Annotated in this window: 30 protein-coding genes and 1 tRNA gene; 20 read left to right on the top strand and 11 right to left on the bottom strand. The window is 49.1% G+C overall.

Annotated features, from left to right (window positions below):
* Nucleotides 1-42: 42 nt before the first annotated feature.
* Nucleotides 43-180 (bottom strand): hypothetical protein, encoded by a 138-nt coding sequence (locus FIU95_RS21110; protein WP_172975344.1) that lies wholly within the window; start codon nucleotides 178-180, stop codon nucleotides 43-45.
* Between the two features lie 1,114 nt (nucleotides 181-1,294).
* Between FIU95_RS21110 and FIU95_RS07365 the strand changes: the two genes are divergently transcribed.
* The 3 genes from FIU95_RS07365 to FIU95_RS07375 all read left to right on the top strand — a co-directional run bounded on the left by FIU95_RS07365 (nucleotide 1,295) and on the right by FIU95_RS07375 (nucleotide 4,221).
* Nucleotides 1,295-2,170, top strand: coding sequence for a hypothetical protein (locus FIU95_RS07365; protein ID WP_253868911.1), 876 nt, complete (start codon nucleotides 1,295-1,297; stop codon nucleotides 2,168-2,170).
* A gap of 144 nt (nucleotides 2,171-2,314) precedes the next feature.
* Nucleotides 2,315-3,187: a hypothetical protein gene (locus FIU95_RS07370; protein ID WP_253868913.1), complete on the top strand. Its 873-nt coding sequence runs from the start codon at nucleotides 2,315-2,317 to the stop codon at nucleotides 3,185-3,187.
* A gap of 152 nt (nucleotides 3,188-3,339) precedes the next feature.
* Entirely contained in the window at nucleotides 3,340-4,221 is an 882-nt protein-coding gene (locus FIU95_RS07375; protein ID WP_253868917.1) for a hypothetical protein, read from the top strand.
* Between the two features lie 538 nt (nucleotides 4,222-4,759).
* Here the strand turns inward: FIU95_RS07375 and FIU95_RS07385 are convergent.
* Nucleotides 4,760-5,404 (bottom strand): hypothetical protein, encoded by a 645-nt coding sequence (locus tag FIU95_RS07385; RefSeq protein ID WP_152452902.1) that lies wholly within the window; start codon nucleotides 5,402-5,404, stop codon nucleotides 4,760-4,762.
* On the bottom strand, nucleotides 5,404-5,730 hold the full coding sequence (locus tag FIU95_RS07390) for a hypothetical protein (protein WP_152452904.1): 327 nt from the start codon (nucleotides 5,728-5,730) through the stop codon (nucleotides 5,404-5,406). The genes FIU95_RS07385 and FIU95_RS07390 overlap by 1 nt, the downstream gene beginning before the upstream one ends.
* A 360-nt stretch (nucleotides 5,731-6,090) precedes the next feature.
* Between FIU95_RS07390 and FIU95_RS07395 the strand changes: the two genes are divergently transcribed.
* Nucleotides 6,091-6,300, top strand: a complete 210-nt coding sequence (locus tag FIU95_RS07395) for a hypothetical protein (protein WP_152452906.1) — start codon at nucleotides 6,091-6,093, stop codon at nucleotides 6,298-6,300.
* Between the two features lies 1 nt (nucleotide 6,301).
* Here FIU95_RS07395 and FIU95_RS07400 read toward each other — a convergent pair whose 3' ends face one another.
* Nucleotides 6,302-6,559 (bottom strand): hypothetical protein, encoded by a 258-nt coding sequence (locus FIU95_RS07400; protein ID WP_216646376.1) that lies wholly within the window; start codon nucleotides 6,557-6,559, stop codon nucleotides 6,302-6,304.
* 79 nt (nucleotides 6,560-6,638) lie between these two features.
* Between FIU95_RS07400 and FIU95_RS07405 the strand changes: the two genes are divergently transcribed.
* Nucleotides 6,639-7,274: a DUF4113 domain-containing protein gene (locus tag FIU95_RS07405; RefSeq protein ID WP_253868919.1), complete on the top strand. Its 636-nt coding sequence runs from the start codon at nucleotides 6,639-6,641 to the stop codon at nucleotides 7,272-7,274.
* Between the two features lie 183 nt (nucleotides 7,275-7,457).
* Here the strand turns inward: FIU95_RS07405 and FIU95_RS07410 are convergent.
* The 6 genes from FIU95_RS07410 to FIU95_RS07435 form a co-directional block, all read right to left on the bottom strand.
* Nucleotides 7,458-7,534 (bottom strand) — tRNA-Arg (locus FIU95_RS07410).
* A 176-nt stretch (nucleotides 7,535-7,710) separates the two neighbouring features.
* A complete protein-coding gene (locus tag FIU95_RS07415) occupies nucleotides 7,711-9,930 on the bottom strand; it encodes an ATP-dependent helicase (RefSeq protein ID WP_152452908.1) in 2,220 nt (739 codons plus the stop codon).
* A 72-nt stretch (nucleotides 9,931-10,002) separates the two neighbouring features.
* Nucleotides 10,003-11,757 carry a SulP family inorganic anion transporter gene (locus FIU95_RS07420; protein ID WP_152452910.1) on the bottom strand — a complete coding sequence of 585 codons (1,755 nt, stop codon included), beginning with the start codon at nucleotides 11,755-11,757 and terminating at the stop codon, nucleotides 10,003-10,005.
* 115 nt (nucleotides 11,758-11,872) lie between these two features.
* Nucleotides 11,873-12,307 carry a YeeE/YedE family protein gene (locus FIU95_RS07425; protein WP_216646316.1) on the bottom strand — a complete coding sequence of 145 codons (435 nt, stop codon included), beginning with the start codon at nucleotides 12,305-12,307 and terminating at the stop codon, nucleotides 11,873-11,875.
* A gap of 11 nt (nucleotides 12,308-12,318) precedes the next feature.
* Nucleotides 12,319-12,750, bottom strand: coding sequence for a YeeE/YedE family protein (locus tag FIU95_RS07430; protein ID WP_152452912.1), 432 nt, complete (start codon nucleotides 12,748-12,750; stop codon nucleotides 12,319-12,321).
* A 4-nt stretch (nucleotides 12,751-12,754) separates the two neighbouring features.
* The gene (locus tag FIU95_RS07435; RefSeq protein WP_152452914.1) at nucleotides 12,755-13,069 is read right to left on the bottom strand and encodes a helix-turn-helix transcriptional regulator; all 315 of its coding nucleotides are present in this window, start codon (nucleotides 13,067-13,069) and stop codon (nucleotides 12,755-12,757) included.
* Between the two features lie 96 nt (nucleotides 13,070-13,165).
* On the opposite strand from FIU95_RS07435, the gene FIU95_RS07440 reads away from it, so the two are divergent.
* From FIU95_RS07440 to FIU95_RS07475, 8 genes are all read left to right on the top strand, one after another.
* Nucleotides 13,166-14,044, top strand: a complete 879-nt coding sequence (locus tag FIU95_RS07440) for an MBL fold metallo-hydrolase (RefSeq protein ID WP_152452916.1) — start codon at nucleotides 13,166-13,168, stop codon at nucleotides 14,042-14,044.
* 65 nt (nucleotides 14,045-14,109) lie between these two features.
* Nucleotides 14,110-14,523 (top strand): TIGR01244 family sulfur transferase, encoded by a 414-nt coding sequence (locus tag FIU95_RS07445; protein WP_152452918.1) that lies wholly within the window; start codon nucleotides 14,110-14,112, stop codon nucleotides 14,521-14,523.
* 184 nt (nucleotides 14,524-14,707) lie between these two features.
* Nucleotides 14,708-16,414 (top strand): SulP family inorganic anion transporter, encoded by a 1,707-nt coding sequence (locus FIU95_RS07450; RefSeq protein WP_152452920.1) that lies wholly within the window; start codon nucleotides 14,708-14,710, stop codon nucleotides 16,412-16,414.
* 1,001 nt (nucleotides 16,415-17,415) lie between these two features.
* Complete coding sequence (locus tag FIU95_RS07455; protein ID WP_152452922.1) at nucleotides 17,416-17,697, top strand: hypothetical protein; 282 nt, start codon at nucleotides 17,416-17,418, stop codon at nucleotides 17,695-17,697.
* A gap of 133 nt (nucleotides 17,698-17,830) precedes the next feature.
* The gene (locus tag FIU95_RS07460; RefSeq protein ID WP_172975345.1) at nucleotides 17,831-18,724 is read left to right on the top strand and encodes a sulfotransferase domain-containing protein; all 894 of its coding nucleotides are present in this window, start codon (nucleotides 17,831-17,833) and stop codon (nucleotides 18,722-18,724) included.
* 129 nt (nucleotides 18,725-18,853) lie between these two features.
* Entirely contained in the window at nucleotides 18,854-19,225 is a 372-nt protein-coding gene (locus FIU95_RS07465) for a hypothetical protein (protein ID WP_152452926.1), read from the top strand.
* Nucleotides 19,226-19,370: 145 nt separating this feature from the next.
* Nucleotides 19,371-19,748 carry a hypothetical protein gene (locus tag FIU95_RS07470; RefSeq protein ID WP_152452928.1) on the top strand — a complete coding sequence of 126 codons (378 nt, stop codon included), beginning with the start codon at nucleotides 19,371-19,373 and terminating at the stop codon, nucleotides 19,746-19,748.
* Between the two features lie 109 nt (nucleotides 19,749-19,857).
* Complete coding sequence (locus FIU95_RS07475) at nucleotides 19,858-20,106, top strand: hypothetical protein (protein ID WP_152452930.1); 249 nt, start codon at nucleotides 19,858-19,860, stop codon at nucleotides 20,104-20,106.
* A gap of 81 nt (nucleotides 20,107-20,187) precedes the next feature.
* On the opposite strand, the gene ltrA is transcribed toward FIU95_RS07475, so the two are convergent.
* Nucleotides 20,188-21,459, bottom strand: a complete 1,272-nt coding sequence (gene ltrA, locus FIU95_RS07480; protein ID WP_152452240.1) for a group II intron reverse transcriptase/maturase — start codon at nucleotides 21,457-21,459, stop codon at nucleotides 20,188-20,190.
* A 514-nt stretch (nucleotides 21,460-21,973) separates the two neighbouring features.
* On the opposite strand from ltrA, the gene FIU95_RS21610 reads away from it, so the two are divergent.
* The 7 genes from FIU95_RS21610 (at nucleotide 21,974) to FIU95_RS07510 (ending at nucleotide 26,641) form a co-directional block, all read left to right on the top strand.
* Nucleotides 21,974-22,108 carry a hypothetical protein gene (locus FIU95_RS21610; protein ID WP_256366410.1) on the top strand — a complete coding sequence of 45 codons (135 nt, stop codon included), beginning with the start codon at nucleotides 21,974-21,976 and terminating at the stop codon, nucleotides 22,106-22,108.
* Between the two features lie 18 nt (nucleotides 22,109-22,126).
* Nucleotides 22,127-22,483 (top strand): hypothetical protein, encoded by a 357-nt coding sequence (locus FIU95_RS07485; RefSeq protein WP_152452932.1) that lies wholly within the window; start codon nucleotides 22,127-22,129, stop codon nucleotides 22,481-22,483.
* A gap of 163 nt (nucleotides 22,484-22,646) precedes the next feature.
* A complete protein-coding gene (locus tag FIU95_RS07490; protein WP_152452922.1) occupies nucleotides 22,647-22,928 on the top strand; it encodes a hypothetical protein in 282 nt (93 codons plus the stop codon).
* 200 nt (nucleotides 22,929-23,128) lie between these two features.
* Nucleotides 23,129-24,493 (top strand): IS4 family transposase, encoded by a 1,365-nt coding sequence (locus FIU95_RS07495; protein WP_152452934.1) that lies wholly within the window; start codon nucleotides 23,129-23,131, stop codon nucleotides 24,491-24,493.
* Nucleotides 24,494-24,540: 47 nt separating this feature from the next.
* Nucleotides 24,541-24,801 (top strand): hypothetical protein, encoded by a 261-nt coding sequence (locus FIU95_RS07500; RefSeq protein ID WP_152452936.1) that lies wholly within the window; start codon nucleotides 24,541-24,543, stop codon nucleotides 24,799-24,801.
* A 115-nt stretch (nucleotides 24,802-24,916) separates the two neighbouring features.
* Nucleotides 24,917-25,210: a hypothetical protein gene (locus tag FIU95_RS07505; RefSeq protein ID WP_152452938.1), complete on the top strand. Its 294-nt coding sequence runs from the start codon at nucleotides 24,917-24,919 to the stop codon at nucleotides 25,208-25,210.
* A 927-nt stretch (nucleotides 25,211-26,137) separates the two neighbouring features.
* Nucleotides 26,138-26,641, top strand: coding sequence for a hypothetical protein (locus FIU95_RS07510; RefSeq protein ID WP_152452940.1), 504 nt, complete (start codon nucleotides 26,138-26,140; stop codon nucleotides 26,639-26,641).
* The last annotated feature ends 347 nt before the right edge of the window (nucleotides 26,642-26,988 follow it).

The following is a 26,988-nucleotide window of genomic DNA, read 5'->3' on the forward strand; positions in this document are numbered from 1 at the left end:
GGGAAAACTGCTTGATCTTTTCTGGATCAGATAGAAGCTGCATCATCTGGTTCTGGTGGGCATCATTGCTTTCCAGGATCGCGCCTCGTCCACGGCTTTGTTAAAGCCCCCTAGCAGGGCCTGCTCGGCAGTGTTATTCGCTAGCTGTTCCATCACCGCACATTTGCTGCACTCAAACATTTCCTTGGCCTGTTTATAGGCGGCTAGGCGGACCTGTCAACGCTCAAATGCCGGCATGCAGGTATTGGCAGTCGCCGTGTTGCTCTTACTCTTGATGAAAAAGGCCGCGCAGAACTGCTCTACTTCTGGCAAGGTAAAGCTGCTCGCAGCTTGTCGAATAGATCAAAAATCAGGTCCGAGTCGGTGACATTGGCCAGCTAGTATTTCAATTGCTCGGAGTAGGGTGCTTGGGTGGCCGCACTGTCTATGATCAAAGCCAGTTTTTTAGCGGATATCGATGAGTGACCAGATCGCAGAGATCAACCCAACCACGCTCACCATCCTAGGCACAGCCACTATCGCAGTTGGCTAGCTAAACAGCATCACCAGCCCAGGCCCGAAGGCACAAATCTGCTTATTAGCAGAAATCAAACAGCTTTAGCGACATGCCCAATAAAGGCAAACCCTTCGCACAAGAGGACACCCTAGCGCCCGCCGTCAAGCCCTGGATACCATCGACGCACGACTGCAGCTAGAAGAGCAGGCCGCACAAAACAATCTGCCGGGCACTGCCAGTAATGGCGAGCGCTACCTAGTGGCTTCAGGCAGCGGCGCCTGGGCCGGTAAAGTCGGCCAGCTTGCCCGCTATGTGGCAATGTTAGGCTGCAGACAACTTTGCTTGACAAAAGTGGCTCTGAATAAAGCGGACAATCTGTTGTATGTGAAAGGCAACACAGCTGGAATATTGCTAACCGCCAGGGGGCTCTGCCGAAGATCACTGAGAGTGCAAACAGCGATTTGGCTGGGTGCTGGGGCAGATGTTATCCGCGTTAAATAATATTTACTGAGATAACCAGGTTAGTTAATCGCTCTGCTTTTAACTGTTGGCTTAGTTGGTACGTATATAAGGGTAAAATTTTTGGGGCATGGGGAAAGAATGAAATAAAATACTTCGGACAGTTTTGGCCTGGTTGTTTTAGGGTTGTGGCATTGTAAAGGTATTTTACGCAATTTGGAGACGTTCAAGGCTGTGATAAATACCGGTTATCAAGCTGCAGGCCTTGTTAGGGTTGGGCATTAAAAAAACTGTCCGAAGTATTTATGTGTTTCATAGTATATGTAATAGGTTGTAATTTTGAAAAAACTGGCTACAAAATCCGCTCTGCACAGGGCTGTGTTGAAAAATTCTATCGGTGGAATCACTTTAATCTGCGCATCGGCTTTGGTGCAGGCAGATACGATCAGTACCAAAATAGACTTGGGTGCACCCTTCCCCTTCAGGATGGAAGATGGAATTAAGCACGAGTTAATTTTAGATGTTGGTTATCAATTCGATACCATTAAGAAAGTTTGTATCAATACTAAAGTTAAAAATGGAACTGCTGGCGGAGTATCTTATACAACGGAAAGTGAACCTGCAGGACCTTTCACTCTCCCTCGTATTGAGTCGCATGCGTGGATGTTGGTTAAGAGTATAGAGCTTCCAACATCAGAAAATCCTAACCCTGTGCCACAGTTGCAGGAAAGCATCAATATCTGCGGGAAAGAAAATAGTCTCTTAGCAGAGAATTTCCTCGATGGAGAAGGTAAATTTACGTTCAATGTGTCCGGTGGTTATATAGATTTCTGGGACTTTGAGCTGGTTGTAGAGGGTGATGTCTCTGATACTCAGTTGGCGATTGTACTTGACGAACCTGTCGAATTTTCAGTGCCTTCCTATGGAGGAAGAGTCAATTATGATGCAAGTATTCGTAATTTAGATTCTTCACAATCATTGGTTACTCTTGAGCAATGGAGCGTGCTCACCCTTCCCAATGGGGATAATTACCCCATTCATAAATCACGTGATGTTGTGTTGAATTATTCTGAGGCAAAGGACTACACTCGAAATTATCTAACGATACCAGAATGGTTTGAGGCTGGAGATTACGAGTTAACCTGGTATGTCACTGACCCAAGCACCGGGGTTCGGGTGAAAGACAGTCTGCATTTTACTAAAAGTGCTGACTAAGTTTTAAGTTCTCGACTGAGCTGGGGGCTCTTGTGTCCCAGCTCTTCCTTTATCAAATCAAGAGCTTTGCTTTTTAAGGGCCGGATTATAAAAAACTGTCCGAAGTATTGTTGTGCCTCATAATATATGTAATGGAATATCGTTTTGAAAAAAATCACAAACAAATACCCTCAGTATAGGGCTGTGTTGAAAAGTTCTATCGCTGGTTTCACTTTAATCTGCGCGTCGACATTGGTTCAGGCAGATACGATCAGTACAAAAATAGATTTAGGTGAGCCGTTCCCCTTCAGGATGGGAGATGGAGTTGAGTACGAGGTGGACCTAGATATTGGCTATCAATTCGACAGTATTGAAAAAATTTGTATCAAAACTGAAGTTACAGGTGGAGATGCAGGTGCAGCATTTTATAGGGTAGAAAGTGAGCCAGTAAAACCTCTCACGATGCCTATTTCTCAAACGTATGCGCAAAGACTCCTTTATTCTATGGATGCTCCAACTCCGGAAAATCCCAATCCTGTTTGGCAGATGGCAGACATCAGCTTCTGCGAAGGTGAAACTAGTATCTTGGCGAAAAATTTCCTTGATGGAGAAGGTAAATTTACATTCTATGTGTCCGGTGGTTATGTGGATTTCTGGGACTTTGAGCTGGTTGTAGAGGGCGATGTCTCTGATACTCAGTTGGCGATTGTGCTTGACGAACCTGTCGAATTTTCAGTGCCTTCCTACGGGGGAAGAGTCAATTATGACGCAAGTATTCGCAATTTAGATTCTTCACAATCATTGATTATTCTTGAGCAATGGAGTGTGCTCACTCTTCCTAATGGGGATAATTACCCCGTACATAAATCCCGGGATGTCGTGTTGAACTATTCTGAGGCAAAGGATTACACTCGAAATTATCTAACGATACCAGAATGGTTTGAGGCAGGAGATTACGAGTTAACCTGGTATGTCGCTGATCCAAGTACCGGGGTTCGAGTGAAAGACAGTCTGCATTTCACAAAAAGTGCTGACTAAGCTTTAAGCTTTAAGCTTTCGACTGAGCTGGGGCACTCTTGTATCCCAGCTCTTCCTTTCTCAAGCCAAGGGCTTTGCTTTTTCATGACTGGGTTATAAAAAGCTGTCCGAAGTATTGTTGTGCCTCATAATGTATGTAATGGAATATCGTTTTGAAAAAAATCACAAGTAAATACCCTCAGTATAGGGCTGTATTGAAGAATTCTATCGCTAGTTTCACTTTAATCTGCGCATCGACCTTGGTTCAGGCAGATACGATCAGTACAAAAATAGATTTAGGTGAGCCGTTCCCCTTCAAGATGGAAGATGGAGTTGAGTACGAGGTGGATTTAGATATTGGCTATCAATTCGACAGCATTGATAACGCTTGTATCAGTACCGAGGTTAAAGGTGGAAATGCCTCTAAGGCATTTCTTGAACTGGAAAGTGAACCTGCTGCCGGGTCCTTCATTTTGGGTTATTCTGAGTCCCATGAAATAGGGATGATATACAGCTTCGATTTTCCAACACAGGAAAACCCCAATCCTGTCTCAGAACTGATAAGTTTCGGTTTTTGTGCTGGAAGATTTAATGGTAGCCTCCTGAAAAGAAACTTCCTCGATGGGGAAGGTAAATTTACGGTCAGCGTATCCGGTGGTTATGTTGAATTCTGGGACTTTAAGCTGGTTGTTGAAGGGGACCTATCTGATATTCAGCTGGCGATTGAGCTTGATGAACCTGCCGATTTTTCAGTACCTTCCTACGGGGGAAGAGTCAATTATGATGCAAGTATTCGCAATTTAGATTCTTCACAATCATTGATTACTCTTGATCAATGGAGTGTGCTCACTCTTCCTAATGGGGATAATTACCCCATACATAAATCCCGGGATGTCGTGTTGAACTATTCTGAGGCAAAGGATTACACTCGAAATTATCTAACGATACCAGAGTGGTTTGAGGCTGGAGATTACGAGCTAACCTGGTATGTTGCTGATCCAAGTACCGGGGTTCGAGTGAAAGACAGTCTGCATTTCACAAAAAGCGCTGACTAAGCTTTAAGCTTTCGACTGAGCTGGGACACTCTTGTGTCCCAGTTGTCCCGTTCTATTCATATATGACTCAGTCATCAAAATTAGTGTTGGATGTTTGACTACCTTTGATGTTAAAGCACTGTCGTTTCGGTCTTATGGATGGCCCTCTATACCGGCCAGTTTTTCCAACAGGCTTCGGACTTGAATGTTGAGCATATAGGCCTACTCACCAGGGCTCACAAGTTCGGCGGTGCCAATTGAGATCGCGAACAGTATCATGACTTCGCGGAAGACCCGGCCAACCTGTGGCTGGTGGATGATGGGTACAATCAAACCAAGGGCGATAAAGGTCCCGACGAATGGTTGCCCCCTACCAACCCGCTCGCGCAATCTATGCGAGGCAGTTTGGGGATGTTGCCCGAAAGTATGGATTGATTAAATTGGAGACAGCTAAGTCGGAGTGGCTTTTGGTGGGGCAGTTTTAGAGTGGTTATCGGCTGGAATATTACTCTTTAGCTGCTCTTCTCGAAGGATACCCTGATTAAAAGGAAGCTGCGTGTTAAATTGAGGCAACATATAAGTTGGTGAGGATTTCAGCCTCTCTCTCACCATCATTGGAGCCAGTCAAGAATAGATGTATTCTTTTGTCAGTTGTAATATTTTTAGCTCCTCCGGACTTTAGCGCGTCTTTGAGATTATCTTTGGGGAGTTTGTGATTTTTAGCAGCGCTGAAAACGTGGAAATTAATGCTCTCTGTTATGCCAAAAAACCTCGCTGCTTTTTTAATTGCTTCTGTAGATTTCTCATAGAGTTGCATATTCGCTTTGATCAAAGCATCCACTTCCATGTTGTTTTCTTTTTCGGAATTCAAGTTTTTAACATAGACATTGCGGATTATTTCGTCCGGCCGAATTTTGTAAAAACTTGCACCTATCTTAACTGCATCTATTAAATGTAGTTCATTGGTGGCGTCAACAGCAAAAATCCATATTTCATTATCGATAATTGCCGCATCTTTAATGTTGGTTTTTAATTTAGGATAAAATGGGGAGATGTTCTTTGCATATTTTGCCTTCCAGACTGACAATGAATCATAAGTGGTGCGTAGAACGTATTTATTCTCAACAGACCCTCCGATAACAAGCGATACATCAACCTTATAGTTGGGGCCTGCTTCAGCGACTGTTAATGCACAGGTTCTCATTACAAATCCCTGTATTTGAAATCATAGACATCCGAAGAAATAAACGTGGCGGTACAGACTCTATTTCCCTGTTTTGCCCTTTCGAATGCTCTGTCAAGGTTGTAGATGTCGTTAGACCAATCACCCTCTTCGTAGGTGGCAATATTGGTAATGTCTTTAATAGATATCCCGTCCTCGTTGAAATTAGAGGTAAGATGATCGATTGCCTCTTCTTTTGAGGTTGCTGGTACAACAGCGCGGTTGTAATAGAAATCGCTTCCATCTTGCTCGACTGAACTAGTTGGTAAGACCGTGCAAATAGTATCGATAACCCAAAATTTATCCATTGATTACTTCACCTCCTAAAAGTGGTCCTAATTTACGATAGTGGGTGTGTTTTGCAAGCCCGCTTAGCGTAGAATCTTTTTCTGCAAGAAAAGCTGTATGATCTTCATTCAGCGTAAGACTGACCGCTTGTGTAATTTAAAAAAGCTACCCTTCTCAGTTTGTGTGCTTGATAAGATACTGCGGCTTATATTGAGGCAGAGGTACCACTTTTTGGGGAGATGGCATTACAGAAGTACCAATTTGATTTTATGTAGTAACAATTGCTTTGAATTTGGTGTGTCGGTCTATGGGCTGATTTAACAGGATGCGGTACGTTATGCATTCGTAACAGGGTAACAATACTAGGCTAGGAGGCCGCTATGGGATTTGGTGGAATTAGTATCTGGCAGTTGATCATAATATTGCTTCTTATAGTACCAATAGTGCATGTACTCATCTCCAGTCGCTCCCATGGTGGGGCAAAAGTGGGATGGTTCTTCGGTGTTCTTTTCTTTTCCTGGTTGGTCTACGCCGTCTTTCTGATTGTTACCCAGCCAGTGAAGGATGCTAAGGTGGTTCGTGGCAGTTAGATTATCTGCGCACCTTTCTCCAAAACTGGTAAGTTCTCTCAATCACCCGGTGAATATGCCGACGAAACTCATGAAGTAGCTGCGCGTTGAGCCGTGCGACTAACGGCGGAAAGGGAACCTGCGCAAAATGGTGCAGGTTCTCGGCCTTGTATACCTCGGCCAAGAAAATCCCCAAGTGCGATGGCGTCTGTGCATTGGATACCCCCGAGAAGTGGCAGTGGATCCAGCGCCGCACAGCTGTGAACGATGTGTAGGGCATAGGTCGTCGCCTCACCAAGCGCCTGGCGGATTTCGGTATAGAGACTGCCTATGACCTGGCCCAGGCAAACCCGAAAATCTTGCGCCGCCGTATCAATGTGAATATTGAGCGCACTATTGAAGAATTGAACGGGATTCCCTGTCTGGGCCTGGAGGAAGAGCCCCCAGCTAAGAAACAGATCTATTGCACCCGCCCCTTTGGTGAAAAGCTCACCGACTTAGCGCTCATACTGCAAGCTGCGACCCTCTATGCCAGCAGGGCCGCAGAGAAACTGCGCGCGCAGAAATCGCTGGTGAAGTCGATTCATCTATTCCTGCACACCTCACCCCATGAACCCAACTACTACAGCCGCAGCGCCGTAGTGCAGACCCCATACCCCACCGATGACACACGGGTAATCGTGCGGCTGGTGAGAGAAGTCATTGCTCATTTATGCCGCCCAGGCTGCCGCTTTATGAAAGCGGGCGTCGGGCTAATCGAAATAATCCCCCGCGCACTGGGGCAGGGTGATTTGTTCACTCCAGGGCAATCGCTCAGGGCAGGGCAGACCATGCAGGCGATGGACCGGATCAATAAAAAGTTTGGTCGCGGGACTTTGTTCCTGGGGGCTGAAGGCATTCAGAAAAAGTGGAAGATGCGGCAGGCGTTTACATCGCCTGCCTATACCACTCGGTGGGGGGGGGGATTTACCGAGGGTGGTGACTTGATTAACTGAGGCTGTTGCCCCTTATTTGGGAGACATAGATTGACTTATGGGGCCGTTAAGGCGTCAGTTGTATGTTGGGGTGGGGGGCAAATACGGGGCTGTCAAAATATACAGATTTTGAGCGATCACCCAATTTAATTTTCACCACAACAAAAAAGGCTTACGCCGTGAGACGTAAGCCTTTGCTTTGTATGGCGCGCTCGGGAGGATTCGAACCTCCGACCGCCTGGTTCGTAGCCAGGTACTCTATCCAGCTGAGCTACGAGCGCGTTACGGGTGCGGATATTATAGAGACGCTTTACCCAAGTCAACTGTTTTCTTAAAAAAATCGTTACAAATCATTGCCTTACCCCTTACATGCTGAACTTACCAAGAGAGTAGGTGCCAAGCCCGCTCTCTGATGGCGCTATGGGCTTACAAGGTGACAACAAGACCTTGCCAAGAGCTACACCAAATAGCGGGCCAGGGTGACCCAGTCGAAGCGCCGTGTTTTACCATCGCTGAACTGTACCTCAATACGCTGATCCTCCCACTTTAAAACCCGCCCCTGGCCGAGCTTGTTGTGGCGCAGGGCTTCGCCTTGGGTGGGCTTGCGTATGGGGGCGGCGGGTGCGCTGAGTGTTGGGTTGTAGTCGCAGGCCTCTAGGTAGCGCAGGGCCTGGCGGGAGACCGGGATATCGGTATGGATATGTTCGGGGCGTTCGCGCAGGCATTGCGCCATCAGCTGGCTGAGAGGCAATTGCATTTCGTCGATAAATAACGAGGGTTGTGCGGCATCGGGGTCTTTGCGTTTTGCTTCCTCGGTGGGGGCCAGCAGAAACAGTTTGGACTTTGCCCGCGTCATGGCCACGTACATCAGGCGGCGCTCACTCTCCAGGGAGGCGGGGGTGCTGAAATCCCGCTGGGACTGGTAGGGCATATTGTGCTGGGTGAGGGTGGGAATAATGACCTGATCCCACTCCAGCCCTTTGGCCTGGTGCATGGTGGTGATCTGGATGGCCTCTCTGGCAGTCTGCTCGCCCTCGCGGTGTTGCCGCTGCAATTCCTGCAGGTGCGCTAAGGCTTGTGCCGGAGGTTGCTTGAGGGTATCCAGATATTGGTAGAAGGCCAAAATGGTCTGCTGCCTCTCCTCACCCTGCTGGCGGGTGAAGGCGTCTTCGGCAATACCGCTGAGGAGTTCCAGCTCACCGATATGCCGGCGCAACAGCTCGCCGGCGTGGCCGCGCCAGCTCTCTATCTGTATCAAAAGCTCCGCTCTTTGGCGCAATCGCTTGGCCTGGGGTTTGCTCAGGGTTTCTGGAAGTTTCGCAAGCAGCTGTTTGCCCCAGCTTTTCTCTTGTGTGGCGAGGGTGGCACAGAGGGGTTCGAGTACTTTGCGAGGGATGCGTACATGCGGGGCGGTGAGCCATTCGTACAATCCTTGCTGGCGCCGCTTGGGAGGGAGTTCGCTAAAACGTCCCGAGGCGATATTCAGGCTCCAGAACAGTGGCCGCAGTTCGCGGCGCGACAGCACCGTGTTACGGCTGGCGGAGCGGTAGGGAATGCTGTTGGCCAGCAGCGCCAGCTCAAGCGGTGCGGCAATAGACCAGAGGCGCACCAGTACGGCGATACCCGCCAAAGATTGGCCCTGCTTTTGGCAACGGCGCAGGTGCTCTACCAGCCAGCGCCCCTCTTTATCGGTGTTCACCAGTTCAATCGGGGTTTGCCGCTCGCCATCGGCGGAGACACAAAAAATCTCGGCGCGGTCGCGATTGTTTTCAATAAAGTGGTTAGCGGCCAGGGACAGCTGGTGCCCGTAGCGGAAGGTACGGCTCAGGTGATAAATGCGAGACGGCGGAAAATCCTGGTCGAAGAGTTTGAGCAGGAATTCCGGCTTGGAGCCGCGCCACTCATAAATGGTCTGGTCGGGGTCGCCAATGGCGATCACATTGCCATTGCCGCCGTGCAACACTCGTAACAGAAAGTGCTGTATCTCATTGATGTCCTGGTACTCATCCACCAGGATATCTTCATAATTTCCGCCGTATTGTTGTGCCAGCTCCGGTTTTTCATGGAGCAGTTTTGCCGGGTCGTAGATCAGGTCGGCATAGGTTACGGCTGTCTGGCTGCGGCGCCAGTCTTCGAAGGCGCGAAATACCTGTAAAAAATATCCGTATTCGTCGCCGAGTTTTAGTTCCTTGAGCGCACTGTGTTCACCACAGAGAAGGGTTTTGCTGTAGTCGATAAAAAATTCTGCGGCCTCGATTTCCGACTGCTTGCGCTCGCGAATTTCCTCCAGCTCGTGGGTGGGAGCGCACTCCTCAATGGCCTTCCAGATTTGCAGCTGTACGCTGGATTGTGGCAGGGGGCTGAGATTCGCTGCGGTGATATGGCCGTTGGCCATCATGCGCTGGTACAGGCGGTAGCCGACGCTGTGAAAGGTGTGCACCGCCGGGATGTGATTACTGACCAGCTGGCCCATACGGCGCTCGAAATCCTCCCGCGCGCTGCGGTTGTACATCAATACCAGCAGCTGGGCGGCGGGGGTGCCGGTATCCAGGCGATTTTTTACGTAGTGCAGCAGGGCGGTGGTTTTGCCGGAGCCGGCCACGGCAATAATCTTGGCGTGGCCCCCGGAGTGATCCGCAATGGCCCGCTGTTCCTGTGTCAGTGTATCGCCAGCCATGGTGTCCTTCGCCCAAATACTGGATATTTTGCCAGTAATTGGCGCTGGCAGACAAGTTAACTAAGTGGTGGATCAAGTGGGATCGGCGGGGGAGGGGGGAGCGCTGGGTTGGCCATCGTCACTGATATTGTGATGGCGCAGGGCCAGTTCGGCGATGTAGGCAGAGAGGAATACCCGGCCGGTTAATTCTTGCAGCAGCTTGGAGCGTCCCAGCCGGTCCAGTACCGGGCCCTTAACTTCCGCCAGGTGCAGGCGGATATTGCGCTCCAGCAGGTCTTGGTTGACCTGCTGCAGGCGCTCGGTGGCGGTGCTGTCGATGCGGTTGACCGAAGAGAGAATCAGCACCAAGTCATGCAGGCTCTTTTGCCGTTTCACCTCTGCAAACAGGCGGTCTTCTACCGCGCTGATATTGCTGAAAAACAAATTTTCATCGATGCGTAGGAAAAGAATGTCCGGCTGGGTTTTTACCGTATAGCGCAGCACATTGCGGAAGTGCTCGGTGCCGGGAACACGCCCCACCACGGCGATATGAGGCCGACTGGCGCGCCAAATAAGGGTAGCGAAAGAAAGCCCCACGCCCAGGCCGATACCCGCTTCCACGCCAAACAGTATGACGCCTAGTAGGGTGCCGCCCATGGCCAGGCCATCGGTGCGGTCATAGTGCCAGTGTCGTGCCAGTGCGCGCAGGTCAATCAGGTTGGCTGCCGCCACAATAATGGTTGCGGCCAGCACACACACCGGCAGTTCGGTAAACACCTTGGTGGCATAGAGCAGTACCAGGGCTATCAACACTGCGGCGATAATGCCACTTAGCGGTGATTTTGCCCCCGCTTCATCGTTCACCGCGGTGCGTGCAAAGCTGCCGGTTACCGCAAACCCTCCGGAACAGGCACTGAGAAGATTGGCGGTACCGAGGCCGCGTAGTTCCGCATTGGCATCGAGCTTTTCCCCGCGCCGAAGGGCGATGGTATGGGCCACCGAGAGGCTCTCGACAAAGCCGAGCAGGGCGATAATCAGTGCCGGCAGCAATAGCTCGTAAATCATGGAGAAATTAAAAACCGGCAGGGTGAAATCCGGCAGGCCCGCAGGGATTTCGCCCACCACGGGCAAATCCTGCTCCCAGTGGAAAATGGTGGTGAGGGCGATGGAGAGCAGCACAACCAGCATTGGGGCCAGGCGCGATAGCAACTTTGCCCGTGTGGCCTCAACGCCCAGGGTGCGCAGTAAAAAAGGAAGCCCGAGGCGCGCGATAATCAGGCTGGATAGGGCAATCAGCCCCATCAGGGCTGCATCCGGGTCGCTCAGCGGGCCGTTATCAATCGTGCTCAGCAAAATTTCCAGGGCCGTGTGCCCCTCACTTTTAATGCCGAGTAGCGGAGCTATTTGCCCCGCGATGATCAGCACCGCCGCGCCGGACACAAAGCCATTGACCACCGGTAGGCTCAGCAGATTGGAGAGGCTGCCAAGGCCCAGGAAACCCATCAATAGCAGCATTATTCCGCTGAGTAGGGCCAGCAATATGGCCCCATTGATATATTCGACGCTGCCAGGCGTGGCGATTGGGGTAAGCGCGGAGGCGGTCATCAGGGCCAGTATTGCCACGGGCCCCACAGAGAGTACTGAGCTGGAGCCGAACAGGGCATAGCCCACCAGAGGCAGCAGACCCGCATAAAGTCCCAAGTAGGGCGGCAGGCCGGCCAGCGCCGCATAGGCCAGTGCCTGGGGAATCAACATCATGCTGGCAAGGATTGCAGCCACGGCATCCCCTATCAGCCACTTGGGCTGGTAGCGTTTTAGCCAGAGGGGGATCAGTTGCTGCACACGCATGTTTTACTTTTGTTGATTGGCGGATCTCCACTTGGTGGTGGCGATACCTTGATTCAACAAGATAGACCGAAGCGACGGCGCTGCTTACCAGTGCCGCCGCTCCTAGGTGTCCGCCTTATCCGCGCGCCGGGATCATCTTATGAGCGCCGAGCCTGAAGATGCCCATGCCGGCCAGCATGGCCAGGGTAAATATCAGTGCTTTTTCCAGCCCGGCACCGCTCGCCACAATGGCGGGGCCGGGGCAGAAGCCCGCCAAGCCCCAGCCGATCCCAAACATCAGGCCGCCTATCACCAGGCGGCGGTCAATATGGGTATTGGTTGGCAACTGTAAGGTTTCTTTTAATAGGGATTCTTTGCGCCCTTTAAATAATTGAAAGGCGGGCAGACTGACGGCGATGGCGCCCGCCATAACCAGTGCCAGGGAGGGGTCCCAGGCGCCGGCAATATCTAAAAAGCCCAATACCTTTTCCGGGTTAGCCATACCGGATAACAACAAGCCCAGTCCGAAGATCAAGCCCGCCAGTAACGCAGTCACAGTGGTTTTCATCATTTGATCCTCTCTTAAGCGGCCAGCAGGTGGCGCACAACATAAACCGTGGCAAAGCCCGCGGCCATAAACACTAACGTGGCGACCAGTGAGCGGGGTGAGAGACGGGATAGGCCGCAGACCCCATGACCGCTGGTGCAGCCGGAGCCCAAACGGGTGCCGAAGCCCACCAGCAGGCCGGCGGCGATCAGGGTGGGGTAGCCCGCCTCAATTTTGATGGGGGGGAGGGCGACAAAGAGCTGCCAGGCCAGCGGTGCAGCCAGTAGGCCGATAATAAAAGCCAGGCGCCAGCCGATACCGGAGCTGCCTTCCAGCAGGCCGCCTAAAACACCAGAGATGCCGGCAATGCGGCCATTAAAAATCAGCAATAGGACGCTGGCGAGCCCAATAAGAGCACCGCCGGCGAGTGCCGTGGCGGGGGTGAAGGCAGTCCAATCGATGGTCATGGCGTTACTCCGCGCAGTAGAGTTGATAAAGAGTTTGTAGAAGTGCCAGAACCCGTGGGTCAGCTACTCGGTAGTAAACGTGTTTGCCCTCCCGGCGGGTGTCCACCAACCCCTCGCGGCGTAGGACACCCAGCTGTTGGGAGAGGCTGGGCTGGCGAAGACCCAGGCGTTCCTCAAGTTCGCCTACATTAAGTTCTTCCTGGCTGAGTTGGCACAGCAGTAACAAGCGGTCTTGGTTGGCCAGGGAGCGCAGCATGGCCGCGGCTTGGCCGGCGGAATCGCGCATCTTGTTTAAATCGAGGCTGGAGGTATCGGGCATTAACTTGGCCTGGTAACAATCTACAAAATAATAATATATTGTTTTACATATTATCAAAATGTATATTGATCGGGTAGTGAATTTGGAGGGCAAAAAATGCCGCAGGTAAAGCAAAGCACTCAGGTGCGGCCGTTCCTCGACAGAGAGACCGAAACCTGGAGCTATGTGGTATACGACAGGGCCGGTGGCTCGGCCGCCGTGGTGGATACCGTGCTCAACTTTGACACGGCATCCGGGCGTACCAGCAACAAGGGTGCGCAAGAAATAGTGGCGTTTATCCGGGAAAAGAATCTCACCCTGGAGTGGATACTGGAAACCCACGCCCATGCCGACCACCTCTCTGCGGCGCCTTTCCTGCGGGAGCAGTTGGGTGGACGCATCGCCATCGGTGAGCAGATTTGCCAGGTGCAGAAGATTTTCCGCGAGGTTTTTAACCTGGAGAGGGAGTTTCTTGCCGATGGCAGCCAGTTTGATCACCTATTCAAGGATGGTGAACATTTTCAGGTGGGAGAGCTGGAGGCGCGGGTGATTTATAGCCCCGGCCACACTCCCGCGGATATGGCCTGGTTGATCGGCGATGCCCTGTTTGTGGGAGATACCCTGTTTATGCCGGATGTGGGCAGTGCCCGATGTGATTTCCCCGGAGGCGATGCCGCACAACTGTATTTGTCGGTGAAAAAAATATTATCCCTGCCGGACGAAACCCGCATGTTCATGTGTCACGATTACCCACCGCAGGGTCAGCGGGAGCACCAGTGTGAAACCACTGTGGGGGCCCAGCGACGGGAAAATATCCACCTGCGCGACGGTATTAGCGAAAGCGAGTTTGTGGCAATCCGTAAAAAACGCGATGCCAGCCTGCCCATGCCGCGGCTGATTATCCCCTCAGTGCAGGTCAATATTCGTGCCGGCCAGTTTCCTCCGGCAGAATCCAACGGCACAGTCTATCTAAAAGTGCCGCTGAATCAGCTGTAAAAAATCCAAGTAAATCTAGCGCTGCAGCCAAGATTAGCTGGGGCCGCAGTCACAACGAGGCGACGATGAATATTAAAAAATTAGATGAGCAAGTGAGCGTTTCTGAACATATTGCCTGTGAAGAGATGGCACCTCTGGCACAGAGTGGTGTACAGGTGGTGGTTTGCAACTGCCCGGAAGGGGAGAGTGAGGCACACCCCAGCTACGAAGCCATGGAGCGGGCCGCTCAGAACGCCGGCCTACGCTTTATTGCGATTCCTTTTACCCGTGGGCGAATGACCCGGGAGCACTGCGAGGCCTTTCGCAATGTATTGCAGAGCGGTGAAAAAATTCATGCATTCTGCCGCACCGGCAATCGTTCAAGTCAGGTTTGGGCCGGGGCCAAAATTTTAATGGGTGCCGATAAAAAACAGTTGCATAGCCAGGCTCAGGCAGCAGGCTTTGATGTCAGTGCCGCGCTGGTCTCTATCGATTCCTAACTTATCGAGCCCTAATCTATCGAGCGCCTAATAAAGGCGCTTTAATGGCCATTAGGATATACCAGAGATTGCGGCACCGCTATGCATTGTAAGAGGGTGCCGCAATTAAATGTCTGTCATGTGCCGTGACAAAACGGGTGGAACTGACGGCGTGAAGAGAAAAAGCGGAAGGTAAACCATAGTTATGCAGAAACTCTCCCGATGGTTTCCCATCTTCACTACTTTTCAATCCTATAACCGCCGCACTTTTAACCGGGATCTACTCGCCGCAGCAATAGTCACGGTGCTGCTGATTCCCCAATCCCTTGCCTACGCCCTGTTAGCGGGGCTGCCGGCGGAAGTGGGCCTCTATGCCAGTATGGTGCCGCTGGTGGTCTACGGTATTTTCGGTTCTAGTAGTACTTTATCTGTGGGGCCGGTCGCAGTGATCTCTCTGATGAGTGCCGCCGCCCTGGGAGAGGTCACTGCTACTGGTGAGGTGGATTACCTGAGCGCGGCCGCCGCCCTGGCGCTGCTCTCCGGGGGAATACTTTTTTTGTTGGGCACTTTACGTCTCGGCATGCTGGCGAACTTTCTCTCCCACCCAGTGATCTCTGGTTTTATTACTGCTTCCGCATTATTGATTGCACTCAGCCAGCTGCGGCATTTATTGGGGGTGGCCGCCCATGGTGATACTGCACCGGAGTTACTGCTATCGCTATGGCAGAACCTGCAAAGCATCAATAGCCTCGCCTTGATAACTGGAGTGGGGGTGGTGATTTTTCTCTATTGGGCCAGAGCCTTTGCTGCAAAATGGCTGGAGAAAATGGGCTTGTCTCGCAGTAATGCCGAACTGTTTGCCAGGGCGGCACCGGTGCTGGGTGTGCTGGTAACCATTGCCTTATCAGCTTTCATGAATTTTGAAGCGCAACAAGTGGCGCTGGTAGGCGCTATTCCCGCCGGTTTACCACCGCTATCACTGCCGAACCTATCATTGCCGCTACTGCAATCTTTATTTGTGCCTGCACTAATGATCGCCATTATTGGCTATGTAGAATCTATTTCGGTAGCCAAAACCCTCGCAGCCAAGCGACGACAAAGAATTGATGGTAATCAAGAGTTGGTTGCCCTGGGCATGGCTAATATCAGCTCCGGCCTTTCTGGTGGTTTCCCGGTGAGTGGTGGCTTTTCTCGCTCGGTAGTGAATGATGCTGCGGGTGCGCAGACACAATTTGCCAGCCTGTTTACGGCATTGGGTATCGCGATGGCCGCGCTCTTTTTAACTCCTTTTCTTTATTACCTACCGAAAACCACCCTGGCCGCTACTATTATTGTTGCGGTTCTCTCCCTGGTGGACTTCTCCATCCTGCGTAAAACCTGGCACTTTGCCAAGGCAGATTTTATTGCCGTTACCCTGACAATCGCCGTTACCCTGTTAATGGGCGTCGAGCCCGGTGTAGCCTGTGGTGTTGCCGCATCCTTATTATTATTTATCTATCGGGCCTCCAAACCTCATATAGCCGAAGTGGGCCTGGTGGAGGGCACCGAGCATTTTCGCAATATTCACCGGCACCAGGTAAAAACTGTTCCCGAGATCCTCACCTTCCGCGTAGATGGCCGCCTGATTTTCTCTAATATCGGCGTACTGGAAGACCGTATCTATACCGGCCTTGCCAATAATCCTCAGGTGAGACATGTCATTCTGATGTGCAGCGCGGTGAATGAGATTGATTGGAGTGCATTAGAAGTTTTAGAGTCTATGAATGCGAACCTGGCTGATAGAGGGGTTCGTTTTCATCTCTCCGAAGTTAAAGGGCCGGTGATGGATTGTCTGGAGAAAAGTAGTTTTTTGCAGAAGTTGTCTGGGCGGGTATTTTTGAGTCAGTATCAGGCGTTTGTGCAGCTAGGCTAGGGCAAAACCTCATTACATTGAAGGAATGCAAGGCTTGCGGTCTACAAGAGGTACAAGTCTTCGGGTTACTCACTAAGATCGCAGTACGAATACGCCGTTGAATGGAAGTGTGGCCAGAACCTTTCACCAAATCGGCTGAGAAGATCAAGCTAGGCCTTATGGACGGCTAGGACAATTCTTCCATCTAGCTGTGCTTGGGGCTTAAAGCGGCCTTCCCAGAAGTGACCGGATCTAGCGGAAATATTCCAGCTAGCTTATGCATTCAAGGCTAAATCCACTTGCAAAATTTTCATAAATGTTGGTTTATTTTGCCATTTTTATGTGCAGAATTTGCTGTCTTCAACTGCTGTCGATATCGAAGATCACAAGCAGGTGCACATATCTACGGTAAGATCAGCGTTAACTTATTGATTTTTAATGATTTGCATCAGTGATCAAAAGCAACAAAATAACAAGATATAATGCAGCCGCAATATATCCACTTGAGTGTTTCTATGTCAGAGATTGCTAATCCCTTGATTTGTAAGTCTTTTTCTGGGTTTACTGGTTTTTTTGAACTTGGGATATGTTGCAGGGTGATATAATGCAGGAGCTTTTGAATACACTGTTATTGTGGCGGTCATTTTTTAGATATTTTGTAGTTGCTACAAGCATCGATCTCTAACTGGACACACTTTTTCAGAGAGTATTTTCTACCGGCTGGTACCGCAGTTTCATTCAAGTGCCTTCGTTTTAAGTTAGCAGGCCCTGCAAGCCAACCGCGCCATCTTTGAGTGCCAGTCAGTTAGTTAATCGGTAGGGAAAGTATGGTATTTTTCCCGATAAATTTATCGGGCAGTGGCCAGCCACCTTTGGCTGGCAGAGGGCAAGTAGGTCGTTCAGAGCGCGCCAGCTATAACCAGGCCAGGCAAGATCGCCCAGCCGGAGGCTGGGCTGGACAGCCTACGCTCTGCTTCGGCTGCCCTTGCTGGCAACGTTATGTGTCCTAAGGAGAAAATTCATTGGAAGAAATAGCCGAGGGGGCACTGAAGGGGTTACTACGCTTAGTTAGTGTAGTGGTTCGCTCTTTAATGTGGCTAATCTGGGAGCTTTGCTTTGAAGTTATAGCTTGGTATGTGGGGTGGCCTATATGTCGCGCCATCAGTTTTGGCAAGCTACCTCAAAAGGCCATTACTGATCACGAACAAGCTTCAAATTTCACCAACTTTACTGTATCCATGGTGGGGCTGGTTTCTTTGGTGGGGTTAGCAATCTTAATAGCTAAGTTAGTTGGTTCAGGTTGATCATACTCACCACACATAACAAAACGCTCAACTACACTCCGGCCGCAAGCGGCCTCCGTCGGACAGCCAAAAGCGTGCTTCGCACTGGCTGCCGGTTAGCTCAGCGTTATGCTCAGTAAGCATGGAGAAAAATATGTCAGCCAGAAGAAGGTATTTACACCCCTTCTTAGATAGTGATAGATGGCAGAAATTCGAGCCAAGAAGTGGAGATATCGTAATTGCCACTCCTTTTAAATCTGGCACTACGTGGATGCAAATGATTGTTTTAGGACTTTTGCATGGCATCAAAAATCCACCGTTATTGAGAGAGGTGGGGCACTGGATAGATTTTAGGCCGGCACCTGAGGAGGAGATACTTTCGCGTCTTGAAGAGCAGTCTTCACGAAGGTTCATTAAGACCCATTTGCCCTTCGATGCAATTAAATATGATAAAAATATTAAATATATTGTAGTTGATCGTGATCCTAGGGATGTCTTTATGTCTCTCTGGAATCACTACAAAAATATGGATGTTGACTTGGTTAATAGTGACCTTCCACTAGGTGTCCATCCTATACCACCGTGCCCTGATAGCATCCATGAATTCTGGAAGTCATGGCTAACAAAGGGGTATTTTGAATGGGAGAGCGAGGGGTATCCTTTCTGGTCAAACTTGAGGCATGTGCAGTCATGGTTTGATGTGAAAGATTTGGATAATGTGTTACACGTGCATTACAACAACCTACTGCTTGATAGTGAATCAGAAATTAAGCGTGTCGCCAAATTTATTGAGGTCGAGATTTCCGATGAGGAAGCGAATTCCTTGGCCAATTACACTTCCTTTGAATCTACGAAGAAAAATCTAAATAAATTATTTCCTGGTGGCTATCGCCTATTTAAAAATGGCCCAGATACATTTTTTCATAAGGGAAAGAACGGTCGATGGAGAAGTGTATTAACTCAAGAAGATGAAAAGCTGCTGTCTGAGGCTTCCGACACCATGCTCAGTAAAGCTTGCTTCAAGTGGCTGACCTTTGGAACCTTGTAGCGGAGCATAACAATCAGCGGCAGAGCGACAGTCAACGCTACGCACCTTTTGTGTTACTCGCTGGCGCTCAAACATTAACACAAAAGGCGCTCCGCGCTGGCTGCGCCTGCGCTGGGCGTTATGCGTAATATGAGATTCATCGTAATTATTCTTTTAGTGCTGTTATTATCAGGCTGCTCAAGTAAGCCTGAATTGAGTCAGATACTGGATCAAGCGCTAGGGTATGCCCCGCTAAAACAATATGCGCTTGTCCAGCATGGGCGATCTCCCAAATTCTTGGATATTTGGCAAGGATATAATGAAAGTTTTCTGCTGGAACTAGACGCGGTGGATTACAAAAACCTTTTAGAGATTGTAAATTCTAAGTGGAAGCTGCAACCTAAGAAAATTGGTGGTGCAGAGAAATGGGAGAGAATCGCGGTAATTCAAAAATATGGAGTTACTTCAGTTTCGTCTGTCCGTTCAGATAGTAGGTACGTTTTCATACATGTATCGCAGTAACCGCATAACAATGCGCTGCAAAGGGACGGCTTATCTTGTGCACCTTTTGTGCGGTCGCTTCGCTCCCATTTTTGCACAAAACATACACAAGGTAAGCCGCCCCTGAGCGCGGCGTTAGTTGCTCAGGGAGATTATAACCATCAGCTTGTCAGACAACGAAAAGTGGCTATTGGTTGAGTTGACTGATTTCGGTAAAACTCTACCAGAGTTAATATCAGAGATTCATTCTGATGCTACGGAAGATAGCCTCATTGAAAAATATGAGCTGGCAATTGGCCTTGTAAATTCATTGGTGTCAAAGGGCCTGATTTCACTCTGTCAGATTGATAGAGCTTCCAAAGAGCCATACTCTGTTGAGTCTGTAAAGACATTAACCAATGATGATTTGGAAAGCTTCATTAATGATCCATGGAACTGGAGTAGCTCATTTTCAAGAGACAATAAATGGCAGTATGAGCTGGCTCCAACTAACCGAGGGGAGGCCGTGCTAGATGAGATTTTCGGAGTCCAAAAAAGCAACTAACGAGGTGCTCATCGGCGGCTTACTTTATGCACCTTTCGCGCAAAACGCGCAAAAGGTGCATAAAGTAAGCCGCCGATGAGCACGGCGTTAAGTGATACAAGGAGAGTAAATGAAATCATTCATGGTTAATCTTATCGGGTTGGCTGGTTCTTGGTACATGGTTGATCTTACTTCCGAAAACTCGCTTAATTCCATTTTTGCTCCATTGGTTTTTTCTGGGTTTTTAATTTCCAGCGTGCTGTGGTTTATTGTGAAGTTTGGGGTAACCCAGGGGGCTGGCACCGCTGGTTATTTTGGCAGTGGTGATTCTGGTGGTTTCAGTGGTGGAGATGGAGGGGGTGGTGATGGTGGTTGTTAGATCACTTAAATCGGGTAGCCGGTAGTTTCTAGCTACCGGCCCCCACACCACCCATCGTGCGGGTCCGCAATGGGCGGTTCCCTATCCGTAATGAATCTCTACCCAACGATCTCGCAATGAAATCAACCCCATCTCTTCGAAGAACTCATTATTGAGCGCAATATGAATACCCTCAGTTTTTGCGCTTCGCCAGTAACTTTTACCGGTCGAGCCGCAGGTAACTGCCAGCGATTCACTCACACCCATACGCAGTAAATTTCGAACTTTCGTTCTCACTCTGCGCCAATTCTTCCAATAGCTCATTCTTAATCGCCGCCGTATCCAGCAGTCTAGATCAATACATTTTTGATAGCCTTGCGCTATTCCAAAATAGTTGATCCAGCCACGGAGGTATACGGTAAGTTCCTTCAGTTTCTTTTCCATCGAAATGCCACGGGACCGTCCTGTAATCTGACGGACGTGGTATTTAAATTGGCGCAGTGACTTATCATGCCAGACAAGCTTTGCTCCACGAAAAGAAAAACCCAGAAACTTACAACGACTAACGGGGGCTACTTGGCTTTTAGCATCGTTAACTTTGAGTTTAAGCTTGCGCTCAACAAAGCGTTTAATGCTCGCCATAAGCCGTTCGCCGGCACGTTTAGAGGAAACGACAATCACAAAATCATCCGCATAGCGGACAAAATCGTGCTGGCGTTTTTCCAGCTCTTTGTCGAGCAGGTCGAGTACAATATTGGAGAGCAGCGGCGATAAAGGGCCCCCTTGTGGCACCCCCTCATGACAGGCTTTCCAGCATCCATCTTCTACACTTCCTACACGCAAGTAACTTGCGATCAACTTGAGTAAACGCTTATCGCTGATTCTTTGGCCAAGTAAACTCATGAGGAAGTCATGGTTGACCCGGTCGAAGAACTTAGATAAATCGACATCTACGGCTATCCGCTTCCCGCCTTCGATATACTTCTGTAGCTTTTTCACCGCATGATGCTGTGATCGCTTTGGGCGGAACCCATAGCTGAACTCCGAAAAGGTTTTATCGAAACTGGGACCGATGATTTGGGCGATAGCCTGCTGTATAACACGATCAAAGATCGTAGGTATCCCGAGACCACGCTGGCCGCCATCTGGCTTGCGAATGTAGACGCGCCTGACGGGAAGCGGCTGGTAATGACCCTGTCGAATAGTCTCGATGAGGTCGTCGCCAACTGCCTTGAAGTGCTGCATAAAATTATCGACAGTAATCTCGTCAATGCCTGCGGCACCTTTGTTGCTTCGCACGTGTTTCCATGCAGCATTAAGATTTTCTTTGCTGAGGATGGTTTCAAGCAGATTTTCATTTGAGTTGAGTGTCATGGCAGTGCGCTACGTCAATTTTATATCCGGCTGGCAACATATCGGCAGGCTAGCCCTGTCTTTTAACTCGTGGATTTTGGGTTCAGGCCTTCACCGTATCCAAGGTATTAATCTTGGTATTAGGCTACTATGCCGTCGGCTGACTTCTGTTCAATCACCTTGGCCATTACTGGCCGAGGCGCCGCTGTGTTCCACCAATTTTGTTTACCCCCGCGATGGTGGCTAACGGGCTGGGCCTACTTATGAGTCAGCGGCCACGCTGACAGCTTTACAGCAGCAGGTTGAACAGATCTCCCCAGATAAGAACGTGAACTTTCACTACACAACTGCATCATTTACTCTACCCGTTAGACCACATGGCTTTGGTATCCTTGGCTACCTCGCCTCCAGGCTAAGCCTTATATGATGTTTCTGTCCGTCAGCTCGTAGTTTTGCTAGCGGCTTCCTCCCCACAAGACCTCGCGGTATTGCAGTTGCCATTCGCTAGTAGTTAGCATTTAATGGAAACCATTAAATGGTGATCCTCCTACAGGGGACTTTCACCCCATTAGTTCACGCCCATGCTGGGCGTACCAAGCGCATGTTGTTCGCCGCTATCGCGGCCGGACGGCTTACGCTACGCTTCACCCGCCGCAAATGCGAACGTTAGGTTCAAAACGAGTAAAACATGAAAAGAATAAAAATCATCGCGTCATTGATTGCTATCTTGGCTTGTGCAAACGTACAGGCCACTCCGAAAAGTCAAGAGTCACAGGGCTTATACTTGTTAGGTCTAATTTTTGGGGTTAAGAAAGATTCAGAAGGCAATGTTAAAGAAGTTCGCTTAGCTCAGGTCCAAGATACGGCAAGCAAGCAGCAAATCGACTTTCAGTTGCCAGAGCATTTGATGGTGCAAGCCTCCAATAAAATTAAAAAATACAATGCTGGTATTGATGAAAGATCAGAGAGCCAAGAAGAGTTCTTTGTGATTTGTATCTACACCAATCTAGATCCCGAGCTCGTAAGGTGCGGCGGCGATGAATGAACCTAACAATCACAGGCAGTAAAGCTACGGCCCTTCGGGCCTCCGCGGGACGGCTTACCTTATGCACGTTTTGCGCGGTCGCTTCGCTCCCATTTTCGCGCAAAACGCGCATAAGGTAAGCCGCCCCTGCTGTGGGCGTTATGTGTCCTAAGGAGAAAATTCATTGGAAGAAATAGCCGAGGGGGCACTGAAGGGGTTACTACGCTTAGTTAGTGTAGTGGTTCGCTCTTTAATGTGGCTAATCTGGGAGCTTTGCTTTGAAGTTATAGCTTGGTATGTGGGGTGGCCTATATGTCGCGCCATCAGTTTTGGCAAGCTACCTCAAAAGGCCATTACTGATCACGAACAAGCTTCAAATTTCACCAACTTTACTGTATCCATGGTGGGGCTGGTTTCTTTGGTGGGGTTAGCAATCTTAATAGCTAAGTTAGTTGGTTCAGGTTGATCATACTCACCACACATAACAAAACGCTCAACTACACTCCGGCCGCAAGCGGCCTCCGTCGGACAGCCAAAAGCGTGCTTCGCACTGGCTGCCGGTTAGCTCAGCGCTAAGTTTTATACACAAATATTTCCAGTTTTATTTTAAAAATCAATGAGTTACAGTTTGCGCGTAATAAGAGCTACAGATTTGGCTGGATAATTATGCAGGACTGGGTCAGGGACGAAGTGAAAAATCAGGTTATGGGTGATACACGATTGAATAAGCGCTTGTCCAATATTCTCAGTAATTTAAGTTCCGACCCAAAGAATAGTATTCCCTGTGCAAACAAGTCTTGGGCAGAAACCTTTGCAGCTTATCGATTTATCGAAAATGATAAAGTCAACTTTGACTCTATTATGAGTGGCCATAAATCAGCCACTGTCGAAAGAATCAAGGCTCAACCGGTTGTTCTTATCCCTCAGGATACCACTTTCCTAAATTTTGCTACCGATTTAGAAAGCAAAGAGATGGGAACACTCCGGCGTAAAGAGACTAATCAGCAGCTCCTACACACGTCTATCGCTATAACACCGTCCAGAGATAATCTGGGCATTGTTGAGGGTAGTATGTGGCAGCGAGATAAGGAATCAAGTGCTAATTCTCGCTATACCAAGTCGATACAAGATAAAGAAAGTCGACGGTGGCTAGACCATTACGAATCAGCTTGCCAAATACAGGAGCGCTGCCCTGAAACCACGATTGTGAGCATTGCAGATAGAGAGGGAGATATTCATGAGTGGTTTCAGTTAGCTGAAGACCAAAATGAACAGCGTCGTGCGAGCTATATTGTTCGAGCCAAGGCCAATCGTAGCTTAGAGATCGCTGGAGAAGATACGACTCTACTTTGGGACTACATGACCAAACAGAAACCTGTCGGGAAATACACAGTAAATATCCCAAAGCGGAATGGAGAGCAGGAAAGGGAAGCCAAGGTCAGTATATCCACTGCGGATGTAGGATTACTGGGAAAAGGAAAATCGAAACGAGCTCTTTCTCTCTATGTTGTATTTGCTAAGGAATTCAATCCACCAGAAGGAACGAAAGGCATTGAGTGGATGCTGCTGACAGATCTTCCAGTTGAAGACTTCAAGCAAGCGAGGATTATCATTGAGTGGTATCGAAGCCGGTGGGAAATTGAAACCTATTTTCGAGTGGTGAAAGGCGGATGTGAGATAGAAAGCAATCGCTTCAGAACAGAGCAGCGAATGTTGAACTGTATTGCGATCTATATGATTATTGGGTGGCGCCTACATTCGATGACTACACGAGCACGAAGACTTCCAGATACACCATGTGCTAGCGTTTACTCTGAAAAAGAATGGCGCATGATATGGATGATGCGAGATAAAACTACCCCACCCAACGAACCTCCAAGTATGAGGGCGATAACTCGCATGTTGGCAGGTCTAGGAGGTTTTCTGGGGCGTAAAGGGGATGGTGAGCCAGGGGTTAAAACTGTTTGGCAGGGATACACTAAACTGCTTCATTATATGGAGGCAGCGGAGGCTTTAAGTGGGGTTAAATGATGTGTATAAAACACAGGCTCAGCGTTATGTGTCAATGAGTAGGAAATATGATTGATGTCATTGATGGATTTAAAGCAGGTGGTTGCGGTAAAATTTTTATCAGACACTTACTGAAGCTTATTTTTACACTGTGTGTCTCGATAGTTCTTGTAGGGTTGATTCGCTTCTTACTTGGGAAAGATGAGATAATACCTCTTGGTGCTGAATCCATAGGCGTTTTAATAGCTTTGGTATTAATGCACCTAGTTGATTTCATGCGTGCGGTAATTAAAAATGGCGAGCATTCTGATATACCCCCAGCCACATAACCAGGCCAAGCAGGCTCGCCCAGCCCCTGTGGGGCTAGGCTGGACAGCCTACGCAGCGCGCTTCGCACGCAAACGCTCCGGTTGCCCCTGTTGGCAACGTTATACGTTAGGAGCTATGAAAGCATTTCTATTATCTCTGGCGCTCTTGATCTCAAGCTTTCAGGCTCTTGCTGAAGAATCATGTGAGCGTAATGTTCAGGATGATGGAGCGAGAAAAGCAGCAATTAGTTTCTTATCTCGTCAAGAGTATGTGGATGAGTATGAGAGATATCCCGAATCCACAATAGAGTCAGGCTGTTTCTGGATTGTTTCGTTTAAGCATAAAGACTGGAAAACTAGAAAGCCCTCGCGTGGCAAGGTGAGTGTTCATAAAACAACAGGGGAAACAAAGTGGCTTCCTTCAAGGTAAAAACGTATAACAAGCGGCAGCAGCATCGGCCCTTCGGGCCTGGACTCGCTACACTGCGTTTCGCTCGCCGCTGTGCCGGACGTTAACTGTACATGATCAAGAAAGAGATACATTTAGGGGCTCTAGAATCCAAGTTCTATGAAGAGAATGGAGAGGAGTATTACAAGGTTAATGCGATCTTCGGATCACCGATCTCATGGAGCTTCAACAATCCACTCAGCCGTATTCAAGTCGAAGAGTGTTCAGAAAGTTGCCTAATAATTCATGGAAAATACATGAGCTTGAAAATGGAGTTTTCTGAACTTTCACCAGGTCTTCAAAAATGTCGAGTAAAACCATACTTACTCGGCTTTTATCCAATAGGTGTCTACTTTGGTGAAATATCCTGTTCTAATAAAAGGCACCTACTTGAGCGCTTCGTTCACAGTTAACAAAGCAATGCAGCCGACGTCTTACTTTGTACACTTTTTGCACGGTCACTGCTCTTCCATTTTCGTACAAAAAGTGTACAAAGTAAGCCGTGTCTGATTACGGCGTTATGGTGCCGGTCGGTATTTTTAGATTTTCGAGGTTGCTGAAAATTCAGTGTCGCAAAATAGCTTCCAACATTGAGCCAATTTGGCCGGTTGCTATTCAATCAAGTTCGTTCCTAGAGTGTTCGTTCTGGTTAAGTAGAAGAGGGTGCTCCCGAGTAATCTTGTGGAGTGCCAGTAAGAGAATAAAGAGTTGGGGAAAGCGCGGCATTCTTTCCTAGTAAATTTAGGCAGTGGCCAGCCAAGCCGTGGCTGGCAAAGTGCTAGTGGTAGGTTCCGAGTGCGCCAGCCATAACCAGGCTAGGCAGGATCGCCCAAGGCCCTGCGGGGCCTTGGGCTGGACAGCCTACGCTGCGCTCCGGCTGCCCCTGCTAGCGGCGTTAAAGGGCTAATTATGTATCGAGCAGTATTCGTGGTTTTTACAGTTTTACTACTATCTAGTTGTGTTGGTTTAGCTGTTGGCACTTTTGGAAAAAAGGAGTGGGCTAGAGCCGATTTTCGTCTAGGCAAAGAGCGAAATCAGTTTGTCTTTGAGAAAAAAAATGAACCGTATAAGGAAGAGGAAATAATCGAATATTGGGGGCGGCCAGACTCCGTAGATACGTTCAAAGAGTGTAAAATTTTAATTTATAAAGGTGGAACCTCTTGGGCGGGCGGTGGAGCATTTGTAGGGATCGTACCAGTACCTCTTCTAGTTCCAACTGGCACATACAAAAATCGGTTTTACCTGCAAAACAACTCTGCAATAGGCCTTGTTCAAGAGTATGGTGAGGTAGATCGTGCGGTTGGTTATACCTGTGGTAGCAACGAATGCATAACAAGCTCTGGTGAAAAAGTAAATGAGCCAGAAATTAATGCTCAGGAGGCAATTGAACAGTGGTGTGCTACATCCCTTTAACATGTTTAGGCACCTGACGCCTACGGCGCAAGTGCTAAAAGCGTTATTGTGGCGGTCGATTTTATTGATTTTTCGTAGTAACTGAAGGTTTAGTGCCACTAAATAGCACCCAGTATTGAGCAGTTTTTATTGATTGCTATTCAAGCAGTTTCGCTCCTAGAGCGTTCGCTCAGGTGCTGTAAAAAGAGGCAGTCCGCAGCAATTTCGTGGAGTGCCAGTAAGATAGGAATTGGTTGGGGAAAGTGCGGTATTCTTTCCTCGTAAATATTGGGCAGTGGCCAGCCAAAGTTGGCTGGCAGAGAGCAAGTAGGTTGTTCAGTGCGCGCCAGCTATAACCAGGCCAAGCA

It is taken from the genome of Microbulbifer sp. THAF38, from assembly GCF_009363535.1.
In the GTDB taxonomy this organism is placed as follows: Bacteria; Pseudomonadota; Gammaproteobacteria; order Pseudomonadales; family Cellvibrionaceae; genus Microbulbifer.

What these genes read in the sequence shown, in the direction of transcription:
- FIU95_RS07495 (WP_152452934.1), top strand. Translation starts at nt 23,129, where the DNA reads ATGCAGGACTGGGTCAGGGACGAAGTGAAAAATCAGGTTATGGGTGAT.
- FIU95_RS07505 (WP_152452938.1), top strand. Translation starts at nt 24,917, where the DNA reads ATGAAAGCATTTCTATTATCTCTGGCGCTCTTGATCTCAAGCTTTCAG.
- FIU95_RS07395 (WP_152452906.1), top strand. Translation starts at nt 6,091, where the DNA reads ATGGGATTTGGTGGAATTAGTATCTGGCAGTTGATCATAATATTGCTT.
- FIU95_RS21110 (WP_172975344.1), bottom strand. Translation starts at nt 180, where the DNA reads ATGTTTGAGTGCAGCAAATGTGCGGTGATGGAACAGCTAGCGAATAAC.
- FIU95_RS07475 (WP_152452930.1), top strand. Translation starts at nt 19,858, where the DNA reads ATGAAATCATTCATGGTTAATCTTATCGGGTTGGCTGGTTCTTGGTAC.
- FIU95_RS07460 (WP_172975345.1), top strand. Translation starts at nt 17,831, where the DNA reads ATGTCAGCCAGAAGAAGGTATTTACACCCCTTCTTAGATAGTGATAGA.
- FIU95_RS07450 (WP_152452920.1), top strand. Translation starts at nt 14,708, where the DNA reads ATGCAGAAACTCTCCCGATGGTTTCCCATCTTCACTACTTTTCAATCC.
- ltrA (WP_152452240.1), bottom strand. Translation starts at nt 21,459, where the DNA reads ATGACACTCAACTCAAATGAAAATCTGCTTGAAACCATCCTCAGCAAA.
- FIU95_RS07485 (WP_152452932.1), top strand. Translation starts at nt 22,127, where the DNA reads ATGAAAAGAATAAAAATCATCGCGTCATTGATTGCTATCTTGGCTTGT.
- FIU95_RS07415 (WP_152452908.1), bottom strand. Translation starts at nt 9,930, where the DNA reads ATGGCTGGCGATACACTGACACAGGAACAGCGGGCCATTGCGGATCAC.
- FIU95_RS07500 (WP_152452936.1), top strand. Translation starts at nt 24,541, where the DNA reads ATGATTGATGTCATTGATGGATTTAAAGCAGGTGGTTGCGGTAAAATT.
- FIU95_RS07390 (WP_152452904.1), bottom strand. Translation starts at nt 5,730, where the DNA reads ATGGATAAATTTTGGGTTATCGATACTATTTGCACGGTCTTACCAACT.
- FIU95_RS07435 (WP_152452914.1), bottom strand. Translation starts at nt 13,069, where the DNA reads ATGCCCGATACCTCCAGCCTCGATTTAAACAAGATGCGCGATTCCGCC.
- FIU95_RS07445 (WP_152452918.1), top strand. Translation starts at nt 14,110, where the DNA reads ATGAATATTAAAAAATTAGATGAGCAAGTGAGCGTTTCTGAACATATT.
- FIU95_RS07430 (WP_152452912.1), bottom strand. Translation starts at nt 12,750, where the DNA reads ATGACCATCGATTGGACTGCCTTCACCCCCGCCACGGCACTCGCCGGC.
- FIU95_RS07425 (WP_216646316.1), bottom strand. Translation starts at nt 12,307, where the DNA reads ATGATGAAAACCACTGTGACTGCGTTACTGGCGGGCTTGATCTTCGGA.
- FIU95_RS07440 (WP_152452916.1), top strand. Translation starts at nt 13,166, where the DNA reads ATGCCGCAGGTAAAGCAAAGCACTCAGGTGCGGCCGTTCCTCGACAGA.
- FIU95_RS21610 (WP_256366410.1), top strand. Translation starts at nt 21,974, where the DNA reads ATGGTGATCCTCCTACAGGGGACTTTCACCCCATTAGTTCACGCCCAT.
- FIU95_RS07465 (WP_152452926.1), top strand. Translation starts at nt 18,854, where the DNA reads ATGAGATTCATCGTAATTATTCTTTTAGTGCTGTTATTATCAGGCTGC.
- FIU95_RS07510 (WP_152452940.1), top strand. Translation starts at nt 26,138, where the DNA reads ATGTATCGAGCAGTATTCGTGGTTTTTACAGTTTTACTACTATCTAGT.
- FIU95_RS07400 (WP_216646376.1), bottom strand. Translation starts at nt 6,559, where the DNA reads ATGCCCTACACATCGTTCACAGCTGTGCGGCGCTGGATCCACTGCCAC.
- FIU95_RS07385 (WP_152452902.1), bottom strand. Translation starts at nt 5,404, where the DNA reads ATGAGAACCTGTGCATTAACAGTCGCTGAAGCAGGCCCCAACTATAAG.
- FIU95_RS07420 (WP_152452910.1), bottom strand. Translation starts at nt 11,757, where the DNA reads ATGCGTGTGCAGCAACTGATCCCCCTCTGGCTAAAACGCTACCAGCCC.